Source organism: Enterococcus sp. DIV0210g (assembly GCF_050559705.1).
Taxonomy (GTDB): domain Bacteria; phylum Bacillota; class Bacilli; order Lactobacillales; family Enterococcaceae; genus Enterococcus_B; species Enterococcus_B faecalis_A.
The window spans coordinates 1,529,586-1,552,017 of sequence record NZ_CP187903.1 but is presented as its reverse complement, the minus strand read 5'-3'; the positions used below and the strand labels follow the sequence as shown (position 1 = coordinate 1,552,017).

Annotated in this window: 19 protein-coding genes and 1 riboswitch; of the genes, 18 read left to right on the top strand and 1 reads right to left on the bottom strand. The window is 40.3% G+C overall.

What is annotated here, in order from left to right; all coding sequences use genetic code 11:
- Nucleotides 1-288 precede the first annotated feature (288 nt).
- The 16 genes from IGI64_RS07500 (at nt 289) to IGI64_RS07425 (ending at nt 19,677) form a co-directional block, all read left to right on the top strand.
- Nucleotides 289-918 carry a lysozyme family protein gene (locus tag IGI64_RS07500; protein ID WP_429940070.1) on the top strand — a complete coding sequence of 210 codons (630 nt, stop codon included), beginning with the start codon at nt 289-291 and terminating at the stop codon, nt 916-918.
- Nucleotides 919-962: 44 nt separating this feature from the next.
- A complete protein-coding gene (locus tag IGI64_RS07495) occupies nt 963-1,808 on the top strand; it encodes a DUF368 domain-containing protein (protein WP_429940069.1) in 846 nt (281 codons plus the stop codon).
- Between the two features lie 111 nt (nt 1,809-1,919).
- The gene (locus tag IGI64_RS07490) at nt 1,920-4,250 is read left to right on the top strand and encodes a cation-translocating P-type ATPase (RefSeq protein ID WP_429940067.1); all 2,331 of its coding nucleotides are present in this window, start codon (nt 1,920-1,922) and stop codon (nt 4,248-4,250) included.
- Nucleotides 4,251-4,427: 177 nt separating this feature from the next.
- Nucleotides 4,428-6,260 carry a DNA primase gene (dnaG, locus tag IGI64_RS07485; protein ID WP_429940065.1) on the top strand — a complete coding sequence of 611 codons (1,833 nt, stop codon included), beginning with the start codon at nt 4,428-4,430 and terminating at the stop codon, nt 6,258-6,260.
- A gap of 22 nt (nt 6,261-6,282) precedes the next feature.
- The gene (gene rpoD / locus IGI64_RS07480; RefSeq protein ID WP_016625555.1) at nt 6,283-7,392 is read left to right on the top strand and encodes an RNA polymerase sigma factor RpoD; all 1,110 of its coding nucleotides are present in this window, start codon (nt 6,283-6,285) and stop codon (nt 7,390-7,392) included.
- 204 nt (nt 7,393-7,596) lie between these two features.
- Nucleotides 7,597-9,729, top strand: a complete 2,133-nt coding sequence (locus IGI64_RS07475) for a cell division site-positioning protein MapZ family protein (RefSeq protein WP_429940063.1) — start codon at nt 7,597-7,599, stop codon at nt 9,727-9,729.
- Nucleotides 9,730-9,939: 210 nt separating this feature from the next.
- On the top strand, nt 9,940-10,803 hold the full coding sequence (locus IGI64_RS07470; RefSeq protein WP_429940061.1) for a CvfB family protein: 864 nt from the start codon (nt 9,940-9,942) through the stop codon (nt 10,801-10,803).
- Between the two features lie 110 nt (nt 10,804-10,913).
- Entirely contained in the window at nt 10,914-11,372 is a 459-nt protein-coding gene (locus IGI64_RS07465) for a Fur family transcriptional regulator (protein WP_034863226.1), read from the top strand.
- Between the two features lie 529 nt (nt 11,373-11,901).
- Entirely contained in the window at nt 11,902-12,789 is an 888-nt protein-coding gene (gene xerD / locus IGI64_RS07460; RefSeq protein ID WP_016625560.1) for a site-specific tyrosine recombinase XerD, read from the top strand.
- Between the two features lie 19 nt (nt 12,790-12,808).
- Nucleotides 12,809-13,174 carry a GNAT family N-acetyltransferase gene (locus tag IGI64_RS07455; protein WP_429940059.1) on the top strand — a complete coding sequence of 122 codons (366 nt, stop codon included), beginning with the start codon at nt 12,809-12,811 and terminating at the stop codon, nt 13,172-13,174.
- Nucleotides 13,171-13,932 carry a segregation/condensation protein A gene (locus IGI64_RS07450; protein WP_429940058.1) on the top strand — a complete coding sequence of 254 codons (762 nt, stop codon included), beginning with the start codon at nt 13,171-13,173 and terminating at the stop codon, nt 13,930-13,932. The genes IGI64_RS07455 and IGI64_RS07450 overlap by 4 nt, the downstream gene beginning before the upstream one ends.
- Nucleotides 13,925-14,497 carry an SMC-Scp complex subunit ScpB gene (scpB, locus tag IGI64_RS07445; protein ID WP_429940057.1) on the top strand — a complete coding sequence of 191 codons (573 nt, stop codon included), beginning with the start codon at nt 13,925-13,927 and terminating at the stop codon, nt 14,495-14,497. Before IGI64_RS07450 ends, scpB begins: the two co-directional genes overlap by 8 nt.
- Nucleotides 14,497-15,213 carry a pseudouridine synthase gene (locus IGI64_RS07440; RefSeq protein WP_429940056.1) on the top strand — a complete coding sequence of 239 codons (717 nt, stop codon included), beginning with the start codon at nt 14,497-14,499 and terminating at the stop codon, nt 15,211-15,213. The genes scpB and IGI64_RS07440 overlap by 1 nt, the downstream gene beginning before the upstream one ends.
- Nucleotides 15,214-15,294: 81 nt before the next feature.
- Nucleotides 15,295-15,419: riboswitch (FMN riboswitch) on the top strand.
- Nucleotides 15,420-15,548: 129 nt separating this feature from the next.
- Nucleotides 15,549-16,160, top strand: coding sequence for an ECF transporter S component (locus IGI64_RS07435; RefSeq protein WP_016625565.1), 612 nt, complete (start codon nt 15,549-15,551; stop codon nt 16,158-16,160).
- Between the two features lie 462 nt (nt 16,161-16,622).
- A complete protein-coding gene (locus IGI64_RS07430; protein ID WP_016625566.1) occupies nt 16,623-18,143 on the top strand; it encodes a YfcC family protein in 1,521 nt (506 codons plus the stop codon).
- A 190-nt stretch (nt 18,144-18,333) separates the two neighbouring features.
- A complete protein-coding gene (locus IGI64_RS07425) occupies nt 18,334-19,677 on the top strand; it encodes a M20 family metallopeptidase (RefSeq protein WP_429940055.1) in 1,344 nt (447 codons plus the stop codon).
- A gap of 86 nt (nt 19,678-19,763) precedes the next feature.
- Here IGI64_RS07425 and IGI64_RS07420 read toward each other — a convergent pair whose 3' ends face one another.
- A complete protein-coding gene (locus IGI64_RS07420) occupies nt 19,764-19,985 on the bottom strand; it encodes a ferredoxin (RefSeq protein ID WP_034863232.1) in 222 nt (73 codons plus the stop codon).
- A gap of 30 nt (nt 19,986-20,015) precedes the next feature.
- Here IGI64_RS07420 and IGI64_RS07415 point away from each other — a divergent pair, with 30 nt between their 5' ends.
- The gene (locus IGI64_RS07415; RefSeq protein ID WP_429940054.1) at nt 20,016-21,032 is read left to right on the top strand and encodes a helix-turn-helix domain-containing protein; all 1,017 of its coding nucleotides are present in this window, start codon (nt 20,016-20,018) and stop codon (nt 21,030-21,032) included.
- Nucleotides 21,020-22,426 carry a RecQ family ATP-dependent DNA helicase gene (locus IGI64_RS07410; protein ID WP_429940053.1) on the top strand — a complete coding sequence of 469 codons (1,407 nt, stop codon included), beginning with the start codon at nt 21,020-21,022 and terminating at the stop codon, nt 22,424-22,426. The genes IGI64_RS07415 and IGI64_RS07410 overlap by 13 nt, the downstream gene beginning before the upstream one ends.
- Nucleotides 22,427-22,432 lie beyond the last annotated feature (6 nt).

The window sequence follows — 22,432 nt, the reverse complement described above, 5'->3', positions numbered from 1 at the left end:
CAAGACAATTCCATAAAAAATGCTAAAATAAAAAGAGGCGTTGTGAAAGCGGACTGCAAACATCGGTGTTTTTATAACGGAAAAATTTTTTCAATGAATGGATATTTTCAAAATGCTGGAAATAGAAAAAATCATCTGTTTCAAACTCAAAGAGAACGATTTGTTTGAAAAACTCTTCCAAAATTTCAATTTTTATTAAGGAACATACAGAAACTAGCGGAAGAAATAGCCAAGGTGAGCAAGAAATAGTAAGCTAAAGAAAGATGTCTGAAATTAGGTGATTTATATATGAAAAAAGTAATCTTCTTGATCTTTCGCCTTGTCGCATGGCTCATCGCATTTGCTGTGATCACAGCTGCTTTGGTTTGGCTGACCCGCACCTATCAAGCGGTCAAAAAAATCAATACCTACCAAGCAGAAATCACAGAAGCGGTCGAAAAATATGACATGGAAGAATACGAAGATCTGGTAAAAGCTGTTATTTTAACAGAATCAAAAGGTGAAGGTACTGATTTGATGCAAAGTTCTGAGAGTGCCTATGGTGAGCCGAACGTTATCGATACGCCAGCGAAAAGTATTGATCAAGGTGTCAGCTACCTGAAAAAAGTGATTCAAGAAACAGAAAAACAAGGATGCAATTTCTGGACAGCTGTTCAAGCGTATAATTTTGGGGTTGATTATATCCAATATGTAAAAAATAACGGAGGAACCAACAGTGTCGAATTAGCTGAGACTTATTCGAGAGAAGTGTTGAGTCCGTTACTAGGAAACGAAAATCAGTCCCAAGTCCGATACTGGAAGCTGCAGTCATTATTTTATAATGGAGGATATCTGTATCATAACGGAGGCAATATGTTTTACGCAGATATCGTAAAAATGAATCAATGGATCATCCAAAGAACGACTTGGATTTCCTAAAGAAAAGAAACAAACAAGATGAAAGAAGGAGTGCGTGGAAAGCAATGGAAAGAAAACAAGCAGAAGTCGGGAACTCAAAAGATTGGACCTTGCGTTTTGTCAAAGGAATGTTTATTGGATCAGGATTTATCCTGCCAGGAGTCAGCGGGGGCGCTTTAGCAGCGGTCTTCGGGATCTATGAGCGGATCATTTCATTTTTAGCTCATATCACAAGAAATTTCAAAGAGAACTTTTTCTTTTTCTTACCAGTTGGACTTGGTGGGATCACAGGCGTTTTTCTTCTGTCCTTCTTGGTCAGTTTTCTTTTAGGCGCGTATGAGACACCGATTTTATGGTTTTTTGTCGGTTGTATCCTAGGAACTGTGCCGGCATTATGGAATGAAGCTGGGAAAAAAGGAAGAAAATCTGCTGATTTGGTTATTTTGGCAGTAACATTTATTGCAGCTTTGATCTTTTTGATCTATGGTTCAAGATTGTTTGACAGCCACGTTGAAGAAAACTTCGTGACATGGTTGATCGCTGGTGGTTTGATTGGTTTGGGAATGATCGTTCCAGGTCTTAGCCCATCGAACTTTTTGGTTTACATGGGTATCTATAAAGCAATGGCAGATGGCTTCAAAACAGCAGATCTTAGTGTGATTTTCCCGATTGCGATCGGCGGGATCGTGTGCGTACTGACATTATCAAAATTGATGGATTTTATTTTTTCAAAAGCTTACAGCAGTTTGTTCCATTTTATTTTAGGTGTTGTTTTTGCTTCAACGATCATGATCATCCCGACTGATTATTCTGGTCTTGGTGTACTGGGAATAGGTGCTTGTTTCGTTTTATGCGGCGCAGGGGCAGCATTAGGCTGGTGGATGAGCCGTTTAGAGGAAAAATACAAATAGAGAATCTTTTTACTTTGGAAACAACTGTTTTTTTAATAAAAAAACAAGTTGTTTTCTTTTGCGGAAAACGCTAGACTTAATAGCGTGATTATTTATGAAAGTTGGCGGAAAATGGAAATGAAGAAATTGCGTGGGTTGACGACGCAGGAAGTAGCGGAAAGAAAAGCTGCTGGTCAGCAAAATGACTACCAAGAAGATGCATCGAAATCAACAAAACAGATATTCAGTGATAATATTTTGACATTATTCAATTTTTTGAATTTCGGAATCGGGATCTGTTTGCTGTTGGTAGGCGCATACTCGAACATGGTCTACTTAGCGATCATTCTTGTAAACATCGTCATTGGGATCTATCAAGAAATCCATGCACGAAATATGGTCAGAAAATTATCGATCGTCTCCCAATCAGAAGTCCAAGTGCTTCGTGACGGCAGCGAAAAAATGATTGCAACAACAGAATTAGTTTTAGGCGATATCGTTAAAATCGGCGCAGGAGAGCAGATTCCTGCTGATATGCGCGTCATCGAGGGCTCAGCGGAAGCAAACGAAGCTTTATTGACAGGCGAATCTGATTTGATCGTCAAAGAAGAAGGCTCAGAAATGCTTTCCGGAAGTTATTTGACAAGCGGTGCTGTTTTTGCGGAAGTGATTCGTGTCGGTGCAGACAATTATGCTGTGAAATTGACAAACGAAGCGAAAACACACAAACCAATCCATTCAGAATTAGTGGATTCGATTCGAAAAGTGTCAAAATTCACCAGTTATGTCATCATTCCGCTGGGGATCATTTTGTTCTTAGAAGCTTTCTTTTTACGGGATGCTTCGATGAAATTATCCGTTGTAGCTTCAGCGGCTGCTTTACTGGGGATGCTGCCAAAAGGATTGGTATTGCTGATCAGTATTGCTTTGACGACAGGTGTGACGAAGCTGGCTAAAAAACGGATCTTGGTCCAAGACATGTATGCAATTGAAACATTGGCACATGTCGACACGTTATGTTTGGACAAAACAGGAACGATTACTGAAGGAAAAATGACGGTCCAGCATGTTGAATCTTTACATCCTTTTTATGAAAAAGAGATTCCTGCTATTATTGGGACGTATCTAGCAGAAAGTGAAGACAATAATATCACGATGCAAGCGTTGCGTAACCATTTTGAAATCTCAAACCGTTATGAAGTGACGAATAAAATCGCCTTTTCATCTGATCGAAAGTGGAGTGCAATGGAATTTCCTGAACTAGGTGTCGTTTATCTGGGGGCACCAGAACGTTTAGTCGAAGAAGATATGCTTCCTGAAAGACTTTATCAAGCACAAGAAAACGGCTACCGCGTTCTGATGCTGGGGATTGCACCGCACCAGAAATTATCAGATGAAGCTCTTCCTCAGTTTGTCGAAGGAATTGCTTTATTTGAAATCGATGATCCTATACGTAAAAATGCAGAAGACACACTTGCTTATCTGCATGCTGAAGGAATCGACCTGAAAGTAATCTCTGGAGATAACCCGCATACGGTCTCAAACATTGCCAGAAGAGCTGGATTACCGAATTATCAATCTTATATCGACCTTTCTGATTTAAAAGAAGAGGAAGAAGTAAGAAATGCTGTCCATGAATATACAGTCTTTGGCCGAGTAAGTCCGCAGCAAAAGAAACTGCTGGTGAATGAGCTGAAAGCGAACGGACGCACAGTAGCTATGACTGGTGACGGTGTGAATGACGTATTGGCATTAAGAGAAGCAGACTGCAGTATTGCAATGGCAGAAGGTGACGGTGCAACACGTCAGATTTCGGATTTGGTCTTACTGGATTCAGATTTTACTACATTGCCAGAAGTCTTGTTTGAAGGTCGCCGAGTAGTAAATAACGTAACAAAAGTATCAGGTATTTTCTTTATCAAAACAATCTATTCCTTTATTCTTTCGATCCTTTGTGCAATTACTGCTGTCGGATTTCCTTTTATCCCGATCCAGATCACATTGATTGATTTAGCTATCGAAGGGTATCCTTCCTTCTTCTTGTCATTTGAACAAGATAAGCGCAAAGTAAATTATCGTTATCTTCCAACGGCCTTGATCAGCGCGCTTCCAAATGCACTGCTGGTAGTGATCAACACGGTGGCTGTTTACTTTTTGGGAAGAAATCTTTCATGGTCATCGATGGAAACAACCACGCTGATGTATTACCTATTGATCGGTATCAGCTGTTTAGCGGTGATCCGTGCTTGTTATCCATTCAATCCATTAAGAATCTTTTTGGCTGTAACAACGATTGGCGGTATTTACGTCGCGGCATTATTGTTCCACCACTTGCTTGAAGTCAATCTGGGCTTAGGCAGCACATGGCCGTTCTTCCTCGTATTTATGCTCATAAATATTGTCTTGCGGCTCCTTTATTGGCGGTTGGATTTCCAAACAAGCTTGTTAAAGAGATTTGCTTAAGGATTCTCTCAAAACTGTCAAGAGGTTCTACTTGAAAAAGAACAGAAATATGATACAATCAAACATGTATAATTGTGTCTTTTGAATCGCGCTGATTTCGGATTAGTGCGATTTTTTACCGATTATTCTCCTCGTGTATGAACAAGCGAGATAATGCACAGAACGGGGGTAAGTATAATGGCACAACGTATTCCTCAAGAGGTTATCGAAAATGTCCGCCATCAGACGAATATCGTTGATGTAATCGGGCAGTATGTCCAATTAAAGAAGTCTGGTAAAAATTATTTGGGACTATGTCCGTTTCATGAGGAAAAAACACCCTCGTTTTCCGTAGCAGAAGATAAACAGATTTTTCATTGTTTTGGCTGCGGCAAAGGTGGGAATGTCTTTACCTTTTTACAAGAGCTTGAAGGGCTGTCTTTTCCGGAAGCTGTCGTAAAGGTAGCGGATATGGAACAGCTCGAAGTTTCAGATCAATGGCGAAAACAGACGGCTGCTCAGCCTGCTGATTCACCAGTTGGACAAATGCTTGCGGCACACGCTAAAGCAGCGGAAGTCTATCATCACATGCTTCTGCATACTAAAGCTGGGGAACCTGCTTTAGCTTATTTGCTGGATCGCGGGTTGACGGAAGAATTGATCGAAACTTTTCAAATCGGATTCGCACCGAATGAACGCTCGTTTTTGAAGCAAGTGTTCAAAAACGAATCTTTTTCTGAAGCAGCTTTAACAGGTTCTGGCTTATTTGTCCAACATGATGATGGGAATCTATCTGATCGGTTTTATCAGCGGATCATGTTCCCGATCAACAATGCCCAAGGACAGATCATTGGTTTTTCCGGCCGCTGGCTAGCACCGGAAAAAGGCCGCGAAAAAGAACAGCCAAAATATTTGAACAGTCCTGAGACCGAATTATTCAATAAGCGTCAAGTATTGTTCAATCTGGATAAAGCGAGAAGCGAGATTCGAAAAAAAGGCGAAATTTTTTTATTTGAAGGATTTATGGATGTGATCGCTGCTTGGCAAGCGGGAACAAAAAATGGGATCGCATCAATGGGAACAAGCTTGACGAGCCAGCAAATCCAAACCATCGAACGGCTGACCAAAGATTTGGTGATTTGTTATGATGGTGACCGCGCAGGGATCGAAGCAGCCAACCGCGGGATCGAATTGCTGCGCGAAAGCAGTCGTTTGAGATTATCGGTGGTGGTTGTTCCAGAAAAACTCGATCCAGATGAATATTTCCGCAAATATGGAGAAGAAGCTTTCCAAGAATTAGTGCGCCATGCCAGAGAAACGATTTTCACATTTAAATCCCGGTTTTTAAAAATGGGAAAGAATCTGGAAAATGAAAAAGAAAAACTAGATTATCTAGAGAAAATCTTGTTCGAACTCAGCAAAGTAGTGTCGCCGATCGAACAAGACATGTATCTTTCACAAATCGCTGCAGAATTCCAGCTCAGCAGGGAAACCTTGCAGAAACAAGTGAGGGAATTCAAACGAGAAGTACAGCAAGAAGCAATGCCTGTACCGCAAACTTCTCCGGCAGCACAACCGTCCAAACAGAAAAATCGTCCGCTTACTCGTGTCGAAAAGGCAGAGCAGATTTTGCTTTATCGTATTTTCAATGAGACTGCGGTAAGAGGACTTTTGAAAGAACAAGAGTTTCAATTTGTTCACGATGAATATGCAGAGGTTTATTTTTTGCTTGATGCGTATTTGTCACAAGAAAACAATGGGTTCAACTTTGCAGAATTCCTAGATTTCCTGCAAGATGAAAAGTTGCGGCAATTAGTGGTGGAAGTTGCTTACTTGCGCGTTGCGAGTGAAAGTTCGCCTCGCGAAATCCAAGATCTGCTGGATGTTATCGATAAATCTGGACTAGCTGAAGAAATAAATATAAAAAAACAACAGCAGCAAGAAGCCAGACGAACAGGCAACAAACAGTGGGAATTGGAATTGGCAATCGAGATCATTGATTTGACGAAACAGTTAAAACAAGCCAAATAGCTACTTGAAGGGGGCCTTCTTTATGGCAAACGAAATAGACAAGAAAAAGTATGAAGCAGCAGTAGCAGCTTTTATCAAAGAAAACAAACCCAAAAGACAGGTTGTTTACGATGATCTATCAAATAAATTAGCAACACCATTCACGCTTGATGCGGATGCGATGGATAAGCTGATCCAACGAGTAGAAGATGCAGGTATCAGTGTCGTTGATGAAAACGGTGAACCTTCTGTACACAGCTTGAAAAGCAATGAGAAAAAAGCAGAGGAAGCAAAAGAAGAAGATCTTTCAGCGCCTACTGGAGTAAAAATCAATGACCCAGTGCGTATGTATTTGAAAGAAATCGGCCGTGTTTCGCTGCTGACTGCTGAAGAAGAAGTTGCGCTTGCGCTGAAAATCGAAGAAGGCGATCAAGAAGCAAAACAAAGATTAGCTGAAGCGAACCTTCGCTTGGTCGTAAGTATTGCGAAACGTTATGTTGGTCGGGGTATGCAATTCTTAGACTTGATCCAAGAAGGAAATATGGGCTTGATGAAAGCTGTTGAAAAATTCGATTACCGCAAAGGATTCAAGTTCTCAACTTATGCAACTTGGTGGATCCGTCAAGCAATCACTCGTGCGATTGCTGACCAAGCACGTACGATCCGTATCCCTGTGCATATGGTGGAAACGATCAATAAATTGATTCGTATCCAACGTCAATTACTGCAAGATTTAGGAAGAGAACCAACGCCGGAAGAAATCGGTGCTGAAATGGATCTCCCAACAGAGAAAGTTCGTGAAATCTTGAAGATTGCACAAGAACCAGTTTCTCTAGAAACGCCGATTGGTGAAGAGGATGATTCTCATCTAGGCGATTTCATCGAAGATCAAGAAGCGACGAGTCCTGCAGAACATGCAGCTTATGAATTGTTGAAAGAACAACTGGAAGATGTGCTTGATACATTGACAGACCGTGAAGAAAACGTCTTGAGACTTCGTTTTGGTTTAGATGACGGAAGAACAAGAACGTTGGAAGAAGTTGGTAAAGTATTCGGTGTAACGCGTGAACGTATCCGACAAATCGAAGCAAAAGCTTTGAGAAAATTACGCCATCCTTCCCGTTCAAAACAATTAAAAGACTTTTTAGAATAAAATCTCTGTTTTTTTCTTTCTTCAAGAAAGAAAAAATAGAACGAAAGAAGCTTGCAGTCAGCCGACCGCAAGCTTTTTTTCTGTCTCAAAAAATAAATTTTCCTTTGTTTCTCTAAAATCGTTAGAATATGCTATTGGCGGATCTCTAAGAATATGGTAGATTAAATGTTAGTGTAAAACTGAATCAAAGGAGCCGATCGCTAAGTGGTAAAGAAATGTCCGAATTGCGAAACTGACTTGCCAAAAGATCAAGAAACTTGTCCGGATTGCGGAAAAGCAGAAACAGTAAAAAACAAAGAAACAGAAACTGCTGATCCAAAAAATAACGTTGAGCAAACAAACTTTCCAGACACTGAGTTGAATGATCCTATCGAATGGTCAGAGTTGAAAGACCTCCCAGTAGAATCAGTCATGGAGTTATTCCATCAATCAGAGACTGCTGGAGACGCGACAGCAAATGAAAACGATAAATTAACAGAAGCTGATATCAAATTTTTGAAGAAAAAACAAAAGCAATCAAAGAATGATGACCCAAAAGAGACAGAAGATGATTTAGAAGACGATTCGATTTTAGCTGCGTACATACGGGCTCATCGCGAAGATACCGATAGAGAACATGCAGAAGAATTGTTGAAACAGATCCATGAAAAAGTCCAAACCGAAAACACAGCAGGTGAGGAAAGCAGCGTGGATACAGAGATTTCTCAAGACAATGAAGAACCAGCTGCGGAAATGACAGAAGAAGCACCAACTGAGACAGAACAATCCGCAGAAACAACAGAGAAACCAGAAAGTTCGGAAACCATTCCTGTTGAAGAACCGGAAGTACCAGCCGAAAAAGAAGAGCCAGCTCAAGCTGAAATCGAGGCGGAAGAGCCAATAGCTGAAGAACTGGCAGAACCGATAGAAGAAAACAACAAAGAACAAGAACCCGCAAACGTTGAATCTGTTGAAGAAGTTGCTCCTGAACCTATTTCAGAACCAGTTGCGGAAACTTCTGTTGTCGAAGAAGAAGCACCAACGACCGAAGAAGAACCAAGTATACCAGAAGAAAAAGTTTCAGAATCTAAAACCAGCAAGCAAGAGCTATCAAAAAAAGAAGTTCTTGAAACGAAAGCAGCTGAAACTGAATCGGAGCAAAAAACGCCGTTAAAACAGACAGAAATGAAATCTGCACCACGTAAAAGCAATCGCAAGAAGTGGTACGGGCTAGCCGCTGCAATCATTATTTTGAGTGCCGGCGGATGGGCTTTTTACGATAATCAGCAGAAAGTCCAAGCAGAAAAAGCTGCTGCCATCGAGCAAAGACAGCGTGAAATGGATCAAATGGAAAATCAGCTGCTTGCTTTTTATTACGATGATGCCCATGAATATATCAAGACAGATATGCTGGGACAAGATTTAACGAAATTAAAACAAGAGCTGGATACATTCAAAGATGAAAAAGAATATCCTGACATGGAAAAGACCTATCAAGATATCGAAGAAAAAATCAAAACGATCCAACAAACGAATGAGTTGTTTACCAAACCTGTCATCGAAAATGATCAAATGGCAGAGAATCCATTGCTGAAAGCTGATCAAGCCGTTGAAATTTCTGAAGAATCAGCGAACGCAGAGAATGGATTTGAGCAATTGATCAGCAAAGCGCAGACGGAAGCAAAAACGCAATATGAACAATTGCAGGAAGCGAAAAAACAAACAGCAGTTGTTTATAAAGACGATGTGCTTGAATCAGCGAACCGAGACCAATACAACAAAGCAAAAGAAGCTGTCGATAAAATCAAGAATCCTGACTTAGCAGAAGACTTGAAAACACAGCTTAAGAAAGTATCAGATACATTGACTGCCAAAGAAAAGGCAGAGAAAGAAAAGCAAGAAAAAGCTGAAAAAGAAAAACAAGAAGCAGAGAAAAAAGCGCAGGAAGCAGCGGCAGCTCAAGCAGCTGCACGAGCTGCGGCTGAAGCACAAGCAAAAGAACAAGCACAAAAAGCGTCACAAAGTTCTTCAGCATCGGCTTCACAAAGCAATTCAGCTAACCAGCCAATCATGGCTACAAGACAAAGCGACATCGCTGATTCATCAAATTCAGCATGGAATTGGGCGCCTGGTGTCAAAGAAAGCGTAATTGCTACAGCAATCCAAAGAGGGTATATCGTTGAAGGCGGTTATACGCTGGAAAAAGTCAGAATCGAAAACGGCGAAGGGTATTACAATCTTTTTGCCACTTCGACAGATTCTGCGTTGATGAAAGGGATCGCCAAAAGTGCTTTGCCATTTTATATCGTGACGATCAACTGTAAAACAGGTTGGTTTGGCGGAAACGGCAGCAACTAAAACGAAACGTATAAAATGAATAAAGATCTCGAAAAATCATTTGCTGATTTTTCGGGATTTTCCTTTTTTCGAAAACTGAAGAAGATAACTCATTTTTCCGCAGTTTTATAAGGAAACTCGCGCTTTTTCTATTCAGGTTACTATCAAACATCAAATTATTATGCTATGATGAATCGACGGATCAAAGAGATTTTTTTAAAAGGAGAAACAATGAATAATTTATTAGCAACGATTTTCACAGGGATGATCACTGACGAAAACGAACAAAGTTATTTTGTCCAAAAAAACGGTCAGACATTCAAATTAGATAAAACAGAAGGCGAGCATCAGCTAGGCGAAGCAGTCGAAGGCTTTGGTTATGAGAACCAAAAACAAGAAAAACGCTTCACGACAAACGTACCAAAAAGCCGGATCGGCCATTATGCATTTGGGACAGTTACAGCTTCTAGAAGAGATCTTGGTGTCTTTGTCGACATCGGCCTTCCAGACAAAGAAATGGCAGTGTCTCTAGATGAATTGCCAACGATGCACGAATTGTGGCCTAAAAAAGGTGATCGCTTGATGATTGCGCTGCGTGTCGATAGCAAAGATCGTATCTGGGGAACGATCGCAGATGAGAAGATCTTTAAATCATTAAGCAAATTCGGTACAGAAGAAATGAAGAATAAAGACGTTACAGGGACGGTTTACCGTTTGAAATTAGCAGGCACTTATGTCTTGACAGAAGATTTTTATGTCGGCTTTATCCATCCTTCTGAACGTTTCCGCGAACCGCGTTTAGGTGAAGTCGTTCAAGGGCGAATCATCGGTGCTCGTCCAGATGGCGTATTGAATCTGTCATTGAAACCAAGAGCCCATGAAGCAATCAGCGACGATGCACAAATGATCTTGACTATTTTAGAACGTTCAAAAGATCAGCAAATCGGTTTAACAGATAAATCCGATCCTGAAGAAATCATGCAAGCGTTTGGTATCAGCAAAGGAGCCTTTAAACGCGCGTTAGGAAACTTGATGAAGCAAAGATTGATCATCCAAGAAGATGGTGTGACAAAATTAAGTAAAAAATCGAATTGAGAATGACTTGCATGTTTCTTGCAGCTATCTTATAATTATTATAATTTGAAATGCGAGTTCTATCTTTTTGTTTATAATAATTATAATCTGTGAGAATTGAGGAATCACCTATGAATGCTCTTGCTGCAATGAAAAAAACAAAACAACAGCTGCACGAATCAGGGTTCAAGCTGACACCCCAGAGAGAATCTACGCTGCTGGTTTTATTAGAGAATGAGAAAGAACATCTTTCTGCTGAAGAGATTTTCTTTCTAGTTAAGAAAAAAAGTCCAGAAATCGGGCTGGCAACAGTTTATCGAACACTAGAAATTTTGACGGAATTGAAAATCGTCGATAAAATCAGTTTTGATGACGGGCTTGCTCGGTATGATCTCCGTAAAGAAGGCGCAAAACATTTCCACCATCATTTGTTATGTCTTGAATGCGGGAATATCGAAGAAGTAGAAGAAGATCTTTTGGGCGATGTGGAAAAAATCGTTGAAGAACGTTATCATTTTTTAGTTAAAGATCATCGGTTGACTTTTCATGGTGTATGTAAGGAATGCCAAGAAAAACTTGAATCAAAATAATAGGAGCGAAGCCGTTTCAAAAAGAAACACTTCTGACAACTCAAATTCAGTGATCCGCAAAACAAGTCCAATTGTTTTGCGGGTTTCTTCTTTCGGTGGAAATGAAAAGGTTTCAACGAACCAGCTTTCTCGGCATTAAATCGAAATTCCGCAAAATATGAGGAGCTATTTTACGAAATTCCTCTTTAATGCTCGGAGCTGAACGGTTCTTTCACGACCTCTATAAACGGTGTTCAAATGACTGCTTCTACGGAATTAAGTCTGAGCAATTAAAAATATGAAGAGCTATTTCTAATTGCTCATTCTTAATTCTTGAAGCAGAACGTCATTTTCACAACCTCTAATAAACGGTGTTCACGAGCTAACTCCTGCGGCGATAAGCTTTTTTTCTGGAAAATATAGAAAGCTATTTCCCAGAAAAAAAGAGTCTTACCGCTTGAAGCTGATCAGCTCGTTCACAACCTCTAAATTACAGACTACCGAAATACACCGGTATCTGTTATGATAGAATGGCGCGAGGTGGATTATCATGAATGAACAAATTACCGAATATCTGCACTACTTGAATATCGAGCGAGGATTGTCTGCAAACACACGCAAGAGTTACGAACGCGATTTGGAACAATACCTTGCCTTTTTGAAGGAACAGGATATCACGAGCTGGCAGCAAGTCGATCGTTACTTGGTCATCAGCTATTTAGAAGAAATGAACAAACAAAAAAAAGCAGCAGCAACGATCACACGGACGATTTCGGCCTTGCGAAGATTCCATCAGTTTCTTCGACAAGAACGAGTGACTGATCATGATCCAATGCAGCATATCGATACACCAAAGAAAGCACAAAAGCTGCCAAGTACTTTGACGTTAGCCGAAGTAGAAAAAATCATCGAAGCACCTGACACATCAAAGCTGCTGGGCATTCGTGACCGAGCGATCCTTGAAGTGATGTACGCGACTGGGATGCGGGTAAGTGAATTAGTCGGCTTGAAACTAGGCGATCTCCATCTTTCGCTTGGGCTTGTCCAAACGATTGGTAAAGGCGACAAGGAGCGGATCATACCGTTGGGAGATCATGCAATCCGCTGGTTGGAACGGTATTTGGATGAAGTGCGTCCGCTGCTAGTTAAAAATGATTCTGAAACACATCTGTTCGTCAATAACCATGGCACAGGATTGTCGCGCCAAGGAATATGGAAAAATTTGAAACAAATCGTGCGGGAAGCAGGCGTTTATAAAACAGTTACACCGCATACGCTGCGCCATAGTTTTGCTACCCATCTTTTGGAAAATGGAGCAGATTTGCGGACGGTCCAAGAATTGCTGGGTCATGCAGATATCTCAACTACTCAGATTTATACACACATTACGAAGAAAAGAATGACAGACGTTTATAAACAGCATTTCCCAAGAGCTTGATCAAAGGAAGGTGAGCCTAATGTTAACGTACTATCGCAAAGAAAATCGAAAAATCGCTATGGGACTTTTGAGTTTTCACAAGAAGATGAGTGAGCAGTTTTCTTTACTGAAAGAGATCGATACTTATGAAACAGATCCTGCGTTTGAACTATTTTTCTATACTCCTGAAGACTCAACGAATATTCAAGGAGTCATTGGTGTTGAATGGTTAGACAAAGAACATTTGATCGTGCATGATATTTCGCTGAATCCTTCATATCGAGGAGAAAAGATCGGATATCAGATGCTTGATGAATTACAAGAAAAATATCCAAATGTACAATTCGATCATACAGAAGCAACAAAGCTGTTTTTGACAAAATGGCAAACCAATAAGAAAGAGTGAATAGTTTGACTGAGATCAATATCAAATTGGATATCTTCGAAGGTCCGTTAGATTTGCTGCTGCACTTGATCCAGCAAATGGAGATCGACATTTATGATATCCCGATCACTGCGATCACAGAGCAGTACATGGATTATATCCATACAATGAAGCACTTGGAATTAGCAGTTGCCGGCGAATATCTGGTGATGGCCGCTACCTTGATGGCAATCAAGAGCAAGACGCTGCTTCCTGTCCAAGATTTTTCACAAGAAGAAGAGGAATTTTGGGAAGAAGATCCCCGTGAAGAACTGGTTGCTCAGTTGTTGGAATACCGAAAATATAAATATGCTGCAACTCAGCTATCCGAAAAAGCAGAAGAAAGAAGCTTGTACTTTACTAAAGAACCGATGGAAATCGATGATCTTGCTGATACAGAAGCACCGCTGAAAAGAGGACAAGTAAAAAAAGTCGATCTATTTCGAGCAATCCAATCGATTTTGGAAAAAAACAAGTTTTCGCAAACAGTCGAAAGTACGATCGCACCAGATGATACAACGATCGAAGAACGAATGGCTTTTATTGAAACCAAATTGAAAGTCAGTCAAGGCGGCTGTTCTTTTGAGTCCTTTTTTTCTGTTCCTTCAAAAAAAGAAGTGATTACGACCTTCATGGCTGTCTTGGAATTGATGAAAAATGGACAAATCATTGCAGAACAAGAAAATAATTATGAATCAATCATGCTTTACCCAGCAGTAGGAGATACAAATAATGGATAAATTGACTGAATTAGAAGCCGTTTTGTTTATCGTCGGCGAAGAAGGAATCGATGCGCAAGGTCTCAGCTATTTGCTTGATACAAATGAAGAGACTATTTTGACGCTGATCCAATCATTAGCAAAAAAATATCAAGAAGATGAGCATTCAGCGCTGCATATACTAGAAGCAGGCAGCCATTTCGTTTTGACAACGAAAAAGGAATTAGCACCCTTGCTGAAAAAGTATGCGCAAGCTTCATCAAGTACACTTTCGCAAGCGGCAGTAGAAACATTAGCAATCATTGCGTATAAGCAGCCAATCACGAGAGTGGAAGTCGAACAAATCAGAGGTGTCCAAGTTTCTGGACCTATCCAACGATTGGTCGTCAGCAAATTGATTGAAGAAAAAGGCAGAGTCGAAGGACCAGGGCGCCCGATTTTATATGGGACGACCGATTATTTCCTTGATTATTTCGGTTTGAAATCATTGAAAGAATTGCCGGATATTGAAAAAATGGAAATCGCTATGGAAGAAGATGCACCGCTGGATCTCTTTTATGACCGATTTAATGAAGGAGAAGAGTGATGGAACGAGTTCAAAAAGTGATCGCCCACGCCGGAATCACTTCCCGAAGAAAAGCGGAAGAATTGATTTTAGCAGGCAGAGTAAAAGTAAACGGACAAACAATCAGAGAATTAGGGATCAAAGTTGGGAAACATGACCAGATCGAAGTCGATGAAGTGCCGATCTATCAAGAAGAATACGGGTATTATCTGCTTTATAAACCAAAAGGCGTTATTTCAGCTGTTGCGGATGACAAAGGAAGAAAAGTTGTTACAGATCTGCTTCCTTCAGTCAAAGAGCGGATTTATCCTGTTGGACGTTTGGATTATGATACTTCTGGGTTACTGCTGCTGACAAATGACGGTGACTTTGCGCAGCGATTGACGCATCCAAAACACGAAGTCGACAAAGTTTACGTGGCAAAAGTCAAAGGAATCGCGACAAAATCGATGTTGCTGCCTTTAACAAAAGGAATCCGCATCGATCGTTACAAAACAGCGCCAGCAAATTTCCAGATTTTATCTGTTGATCCAAAAACCAATCATAGTATCGTTGAATTAACGATCCATGAAGGAAGAAACCATCAAGTCAAGAATATGCTTCAAGCAGTGGGACTTCCGGTACAGAAATTAAAGCGCGAACGTTATGGGAACTTGACGCTCCAAGGCTTGCGTCCAGGCGAATATCGCGAACTAAACAAAAAAGAAATCAGCAGTTTGTTGAATCAAGCAAAATAGTCACTTCCTTTTTGTAAGTAAAAATAATTGCGTTTCTTTTAAAAACATGTATAATAATCATTGTAAGAAAAATAATATATGGTTCGTCTTCAGGGGCAGGGTGAAATTCCCGACCGGTGGTAATAGTCCACGACCCGTTTCTTCGGAAATGGCTGAATCGGTGAAATTCCGATACCGACAGTAAAGTCTGGATAAAGAAGATAGGGCTTATTTGATTCGCTTTTGATCAGATAACTCTAACTCTATTTTCCCTGAGAAAATAGAGTTTTTTGTTTTTTGTTCAAAAGGAAATCAGATAGTTCGCTGAAGAAGAGTCCTAACAGGAGGATTTTAATATGAAGAACACCCGAGTACAAAAAATGGTTGCAGTTGCATTATTCGCAGCCATTGGATTGGTTTTGCAATACATTGCGTTCCCGATCATGCCAGCATTTAGTTTCTTGAAAATCGATTTCAGTGATATCCCCGTATTGATCAGTATGTTTTTATTTGGACCTTTAGCCGGAATCGTCACAGCATTTTTACGCTCCGTGCTGCATTTGATGACAACTGGGTTCTCACCTGACAATTTAGTAGGAGATACAGCCAGCTTTTTGGCATCAATGATCTATACGTTACCGATTTTCTATTTCTTCCGAAGCAAAAAACATTCTGTCGGCCGCAATAAATTCTGGGGCGTTATCTCTGGAACATTGGCAATGACAGCATTCATGAGTGTGGCAAATTACTTTGTTATCACACCATTATACTTGATGTTCTTCGGCTTGAATGCGCAACAAATGCTAGGAATGCCTTTAGCAAACTACATCCTGATCGGTATTCTTCCATTCAACTTGATCAAAGGATTTATCGTTAGTGCCGCTTTCCTTGTGCTGCATGCAAAATTGCTTCCATGGTTAGCAAGAAAACAAAATCAATTGGAACAAGCACGCACGATGCCTAAATAAAAGCAGAGTGCCCCAAAATTGGATACTATCAGTGAAACTCTCTCGTGTATAAAAACAGCCGAGAGAGTTTTTTTATGTGGTAAAAAAGTAAATATGACTTTTTTATTAAATTTTTTTAATGAAAGAACATACAATAACCATCATAATGAAAGCGTATTATTAATCGGATATGCGTATATTTTGCTAAAATGAATAAAAATAAATTTTCTGTTTATAAATGTGAAATTGCTCTCTTTATAAAAGATAAATATTTTTGTTTAGCATGAAACAGAAAACGCTACAATTGTTTTGAATAAAAGAATTTTATGAAGAAGGAGGAGGAGCAGGAAAGTCAGCGGTGTAAAAATTTCATACAAAAAATAGTTTTATTATGAGTTTTTTGTTTTGTTATGCCGTACTTTTTGATAAAATAACAGTAAGGCCGAATTTGGTCTAAAATGAGAAAAAGAAAGGGAGAATAAAATGGAACAAACAAAGAAAAAATTCCAAATGCCATCAGCGTATACGGTCTTATTCATTATTATCGCAGTAATCGCTGTACTTACTTGGTTCATTCCAGCTGGACATTACAGTATTGATGATGCAGGCAACATCATTGCTGGGTCTTATGAACGAGTAGAACAAAATCCACAAGGTCTGTGGGACATCTTTATGGCTCCAATCAATGGGATGCTTGGGGTACCAGCTGGAGAATTAACAAAAGAAACACCAGCGGCTATTCCGATTTCATTCTTTATTTTAGTTGTTGGGGGCTTCTTGGGAATCGTCAACAAAACAGGCGCACTAGATGCAGGTATTGGATCAGTCGTGAAGAAATTCAAAGGCAAAGAAAAAATGCTGATCCCTGTATTGATGTTCTTGTTCGCACTAGGCGGCTCAACTTATGGGATGGCAGAAGAAACAATTCCATTTTACGCGTTGCTGATCCCTGTTATGATGGCTGTTGGTTTTGATACTGTTGTCGCTGTAGCCATTGTATTAGTTGGTTCACAGGTCGGCTGTCTGGCTTCTACGGTAAACCCATTTGCGACAGGTGTGGCTTCACAAGCGGTCGGTATTTCTATGGGTGAAGGTATTGGTTTGCGTTTCTTGATGTTCGTTGTCTTGTTAGGCATCTCCATCATTTACGTTTACCGTTATGCTTCAAAAATCGAGAAAGATCCAACCAAATCACTTGTTTACAATCAGCGTGAAGAAGATATCAAACATTTTGATATCGATTCAATCGAACGCCAAGAAACAATCACGAAAAAACAAAAATATGTCAATGTATTATTCTTTATCACTTTTGGTATCATGATCATTAGTTTGATTCCTTGGACAACATTGAATGAAAACTTCACGATCTTTGAATCTTTTGCAAGCTGGTTATCAAACTTGCCTGTATTAGGTACAGTAATTGGTAAAGATTTGCTTCCTCTAGGTGATTGGTACTTCCCAGAAATCACTATGTTATTCTTAGTGATGTCAATCGTTGTAGCCTTCACATATGGACTAAAAGAATCTGAATTTGTTTCTGAATTCTTAGCTGGCGCTTCAGACTTGATCGGTGTTGCGATCGTCGTAGCTGTTGCCCGTGGTATCCAAGTAATCATGAACAATGGTCTGATCACTGATACTATCTTGCATTGGGGCGAACAAGGATTGAGCAGCTTGTCATCAAGCGTATTCTTGATCCTAACATTCATCTTCTATATCCCAATGTCATTCTTGATCCCATCAACTTCTGGTTTAGCGGCGGCTACAATGGGAATCATGGGACCAATGGGTGAATTTGCAGGCGTTGGTAAAGACTTAGTTATCACAGCTTACCAATCTGCTTCAGGTCTTGTTAACTTGATCACACCAACATCAGCTATCGTAATGGGTGCTGTTGCAATCGCTCGTTTCGACGTTTCTGTTTGGTGGAAATTTACAGGTAAACTGATTGCGATCTTGTTTGTAGCAATCTGTATCATCTTAGGTATTGCTGCGGTACTTTAATCTTAAAGATCACAGTAAATCCAGCTTGAAAAAAGAAGTCATTTTGTCAAAAGCACCTGCTTTTCGAAATGGCTTCTTAAAGCATTAAAAAGTAATTGTTTTCAACAAGAGGCTGAGGCCGTGAAATAGATGCGCTAATGCTAAGTTTGACGGCCCCCGACCCCTTTTATTTAAATAGGAGGTAGAAAAAATGAAACAATTTGTAACTGAACAACATCATGAAGAGGCGCTTTCTGCATTGAGCGAACTGATCCGTATCCCATCTGTGTTAGATGAAGCAGATTCAGGTGAAGGACATCCGTTTGGCTCAAAAGTAATCGAAGCGCTGGACAAAGTTTTAGAAATCAGCGAAAAATTAGGGTTCAAGACATTCAAGGATCCAGAAGGCTACTATGGCTATTCTGAAATCGGTGAAGGTGACGAACTTTTCGGTATCTTATGCCATATGGACGTAGTGCCTGCGGGAGACGAAAACAATTGGGACAGCAAACCATTTGAACCAACTGTCAAAGACGGCTGGTTGGTCGGCCGCGGTTCACAAGATGATAAAGGTCCTTCTATCGCAGCGATGTATGCTGTGAAAGCATTAATGGACGCAGGTGTGACATTCAACACACGTATTCGTTTTATTTTCGGAACAGACGAAGAAAATCTATGGCGCTGTTTAGAAAAATACAATGAAAAAGAAGAAGGAATCACACGCGGTTTTGCACCAGATGCAGAATTCCCATTGATTTACGCTGAAAAAGGTCTATTGCAAGCTTACTTGACTGGACCAGGAACAGATGAATTTTCTGTCAAAGCAGGGGGTGCATTGAATGTTGTACCTGATTCTGCACCATATTCAGGAAATAAATTAGAAGAAGTCAAAGAAAAATTATCTGCTCATGGGTTTGATTTCGAAGACAAAGGGGATTCAATCGTTGTTCTTGGAAAAAGCATCCATGCAAAAGATGCTCCACAAGGAACAAATGCTATCACGCGTTTAGCGATAGCATTGTCTGAAGTATTTGAATTTGGACCAATCGATTTCTTAGGAAAATTAGTTCAAGAAAATGCAACAGGCGAAAACGTTGTTGGAAAAACAGAAGACGAACCTTCTGGAGAATTGACAATGAACTTTGCCAGCTTAGAAATCACACCAGAACAAACAAAAATCGGCGTAGATATGCGTATTCCTGTAACAATTGAAAAAGAAGCAATCGTTGAGAAATTAGCAGAAGCTGTACAAAAATATGACCTTACTTACAGCGAATTCGATTTCTTAGATTCATTGTATGTACCAAGAGACAGTGAATTAGTCACAGCTTTATTAGGTACGTACCGCGACATCACAGGCGACATGACAGAGCCTTTTGTTTCCGGCGGCGCAACATTTGCCCGGACAATGAACCAGTGCGTGGCGTTTGGCGCAATGTTCCCTGATACACCAGACTTTATGCACCAAGCAAATGAACGCTGGGAATTAAGCAGCATGTATAAAGCAATGGCGATTTATGCTGAAGCTATTTATAGACTGTGCGGCAAAGAATAAGCAACCGTAGTTGATCAAAACAAAAAAACACCTGCAAAGTTGAGCTTTTCAACTCTGCAGGTGTTTTTGCGTATCTATAAATGAAGTCAAGATTGTTCTTCCAGAAGAATTGCACGAACCGGACATTTCTGATAAGCTTTTTTTACATCCGCTTCATCAGCTTGCTTTACAAATTGCTGATGGGCTTCGGGTTCTTGAGCAAATAAGACGATACCTTCCTCGTCATAATCAAAAATCTTTGGCGCAGCCAGCTGGCATAAGCCGCAAGCAATGCACCGCTCAGGAACGATTTTACATAATAATGCCATTTCAACCATCCTAACTTAAGGAGAATCATGATGTTTGATTACATTCTAACGTTATTTTCATCAGGTGACAAGCGAAGAATCAGTACGCTTTATCAAGTGCTGACAGGAAAACGAACAAGTTCTGTTCTTTTGTATAGTTTTTTTGAACAGCTTTTACCCGCCCACCAAAGCATACCAAAACTCAAGAAAACAGATTTTGAAAAAATGATCCAGCAATTAGCGGAGCAGCAGCTAATCAAACGAACAGAGAACGAAGCAGTTATTACCGAAAAAGGGCAGAATTATTTGCAAAAGCGCAAAATCTATCAAGTCGATTTTGGACGATACGGCCGCACAGCAGAAACTTCTTGGCGATTATTGAAATTTTCTGTGCAAGTGATCTCAAATCTTTCTATCCAACAGAAAGAATATGTACCGATCGAAACCAGTCCTTTTTATACAATGAAGATCAAAAGCTGGCTGGCAACGGAAGATAGAGATACGTTAGCAGAGCGTTTTTATGAAGAATGGCATGAGCTATTTCAACAATTGCCGAAAGAACAAGCAGATTTTTTGGCCAATCAGCTGACAGGAAGAGACCAGATAGGCCAGCTTCCTTATCAATTGACGGCGGCAGATAAAGATACTTTTGAAGTAAGTCTCATCCAAGCAGAAGCTGTGCATGCTTTGTTAGCGGCGCTGGAAACAAAAACAGATTTCGTTCTTTATGATCTTGTGAAGGATGTGCTTCGTCAGAATCTCAATCAAAGCATGCTGGTCACGCGACAGATGGTCTTGGCAGGAGAGACGAAAGAAATGATTTTGAAGAAACGTCAGCTGAAAGCAGGGACGTTGGCGGATCACTTGATTGAATGGGCGCTTTTTTTCTCTGATTTTCCCTATGAAAAATTTATTTCAGAACAAACGATACTGGTATTGGAAAAATTAAAAACGCCTATCAAAGACTGGCGCTATCAAGAAGTTTCGCCATCTGGACAATTGGATTATGGCGAATTCAGACTTTATCAAATCCAGCACCTGAAAGGAGAAAGAAAATGGAACGACTGAAGCAAGCCTTGCATCATTATTTCGGCTATGATTCTTTTCGGCCGGGACAAGAAGAAATCATTGATTCCTTGATAAATGACCAAGATGTCTCGGCGATCTTGCCCACAGGTATGGGGAAAAGTTTGTGTTATCAGCTATCGGGTTATTTGAAAGAGGGAATTGTTGTCATCGTTTCACCTCTGCTTTCTTTGATGGAAGATCAGGTATTGCAGCTGCAAAAACAAGGAGAGAAACACGTGGTTGCCTATAATAGTTTATTGTCAACTAGCGAGAAGCGTTATGTCCAAAAGCACCTTTCCGCCTATAAATTTTTGTTTCTTAGTCCTGAGATGCTTCTGCAATCCGATATTCTCCGGGCATTGAAACAACAAAAAATCGCTTTGTTTGTCGTAGATGAAGCGCACTGTGTCTCGCAATGGGGGGTTGATTTCCGCCCAGAATATCAGCGGTTAGGTGAATCGATTGCTTTATTAGGACAGCCGACAACACTAGCTTTGACAGCTACAGCAACTCCGAGAGTCCAAAAAGATATCGAAACCGTACTGTTCTCAGAAAAGCCAAAAGTCGTCAAACATTCTGTCAATCGCGAAAACATCGCGTTATTTGTTCAGGAAACGAACCAAAAAGAAACGGAATTGCGAACGATCCTTTCACAAACAAAAGGAGCAGCAATCGTTTATTGTGCGACTAAGAAAACAGTAGAAGCCGTGTATGAACAACTTCGGCCTTATTTTGCTGCCGGCTACTATCATGGTGGTTTGGATGCCAGCCAGCGGAGGCAGCTGCAGCAGCAATTCAACTCGAATCAGCTGCAAGTATTAGTAGCTACGAATGCATTTGGGATGGGGATCAATAAACCGGATATCCGCTTGGTCGTCCATTACGATCTGCCTGACAGCTTAGAAAATTATGTGCAGGAAATCGGTCGTGCTGGCAGAGATCAGCAGCCGAGTTCAGCAATTTTGCTTTACCAAGAAGGCGATGAGCGTATTCATTGGTTTTTCAATCAGCTGTCAAGAGAGCAGCGCCAAAGTTTCGAATTTTATCTGGAACATCTAAAAGGAGAAGATGCCCCTTTTGACGAGCTTCAGAAAAAATGGTGGGCTATCACTCAGCAGACAGACACGTCCAGCTGGTTAGATAAATTACGTGCGAATGAAAAAGAAAACCAACAGCGGCTAGAACAGATGATCCGATATATTGAAGAAACCAACTGCCGCAGAACTTTTATCATGGATTATTTTGGCGAAACACTTCAAGAAAAACCAGAACAATGCTGTGATTTGGATGGAGCAAAACGCAGCACAGAGAGACAGGAAGCAGAGAAAAAGAAAGAAACAGAAGACTGGGAAGTTATTTTGATAAATTTATTTAAAAAAAAGAATCCGAATTGATTTTTT

Coding starts and splice junctions, on each gene's coding strand:
- IGI64_RS07500 (WP_429940070.1), top strand. CDS start 289: ATGAAAAAAGTAATCTTCTTGATCTTTCGCCTTGTCGCATGGCTCATC.
- IGI64_RS07495 (WP_429940069.1), top strand. CDS start 963: ATGGAAAGAAAACAAGCAGAAGTCGGGAACTCAAAAGATTGGACCTTG.
- IGI64_RS07490 (WP_429940067.1), top strand. CDS start 1,920: ATGGAAATGAAGAAATTGCGTGGGTTGACGACGCAGGAAGTAGCGGAA.
- dnaG (WP_429940065.1), top strand. CDS start 4,428: ATGGCACAACGTATTCCTCAAGAGGTTATCGAAAATGTCCGCCATCAG.
- rpoD (WP_016625555.1), top strand. CDS start 6,283: ATGGCAAACGAAATAGACAAGAAAAAGTATGAAGCAGCAGTAGCAGCT.
- IGI64_RS07470 (WP_429940061.1), top strand. CDS start 9,940: ATGAATAATTTATTAGCAACGATTTTCACAGGGATGATCACTGACGAA.
- IGI64_RS07465 (WP_034863226.1), top strand. CDS start 10,914: ATGAATGCTCTTGCTGCAATGAAAAAAACAAAACAACAGCTGCACGAA.
- xerD (WP_016625560.1), top strand. CDS start 11,902: ATGAATGAACAAATTACCGAATATCTGCACTACTTGAATATCGAGCGA.
- IGI64_RS07455 (WP_429940059.1), top strand. CDS start 12,809: ATGTTAACGTACTATCGCAAAGAAAATCGAAAAATCGCTATGGGACTT.
- scpB (WP_429940057.1), top strand. CDS start 13,925: ATGGATAAATTGACTGAATTAGAAGCCGTTTTGTTTATCGTCGGCGAA.
- IGI64_RS07440 (WP_429940056.1), top strand. CDS start 14,497: ATGGAACGAGTTCAAAAAGTGATCGCCCACGCCGGAATCACTTCCCGA.
- IGI64_RS07435 (WP_016625565.1), top strand. CDS start 15,549: ATGAAGAACACCCGAGTACAAAAAATGGTTGCAGTTGCATTATTCGCA.
- IGI64_RS07430 (WP_016625566.1), top strand. CDS start 16,623: ATGGAACAAACAAAGAAAAAATTCCAAATGCCATCAGCGTATACGGTC.
- IGI64_RS07425 (WP_429940055.1), top strand. CDS start 18,334: ATGAAACAATTTGTAACTGAACAACATCATGAAGAGGCGCTTTCTGCA.
- IGI64_RS07420 (WP_034863232.1), bottom strand. CDS start 19,985: ATGGCATTATTATGTAAAATCGTTCCTGAGCGGTGCATTGCTTGCGGC.
- IGI64_RS07415 (WP_429940054.1), top strand. CDS start 20,016: ATGTTTGATTACATTCTAACGTTATTTTCATCAGGTGACAAGCGAAGA.
- IGI64_RS07410 (WP_429940053.1), top strand. CDS start 21,020: ATGGAACGACTGAAGCAAGCCTTGCATCATTATTTCGGCTATGATTCT.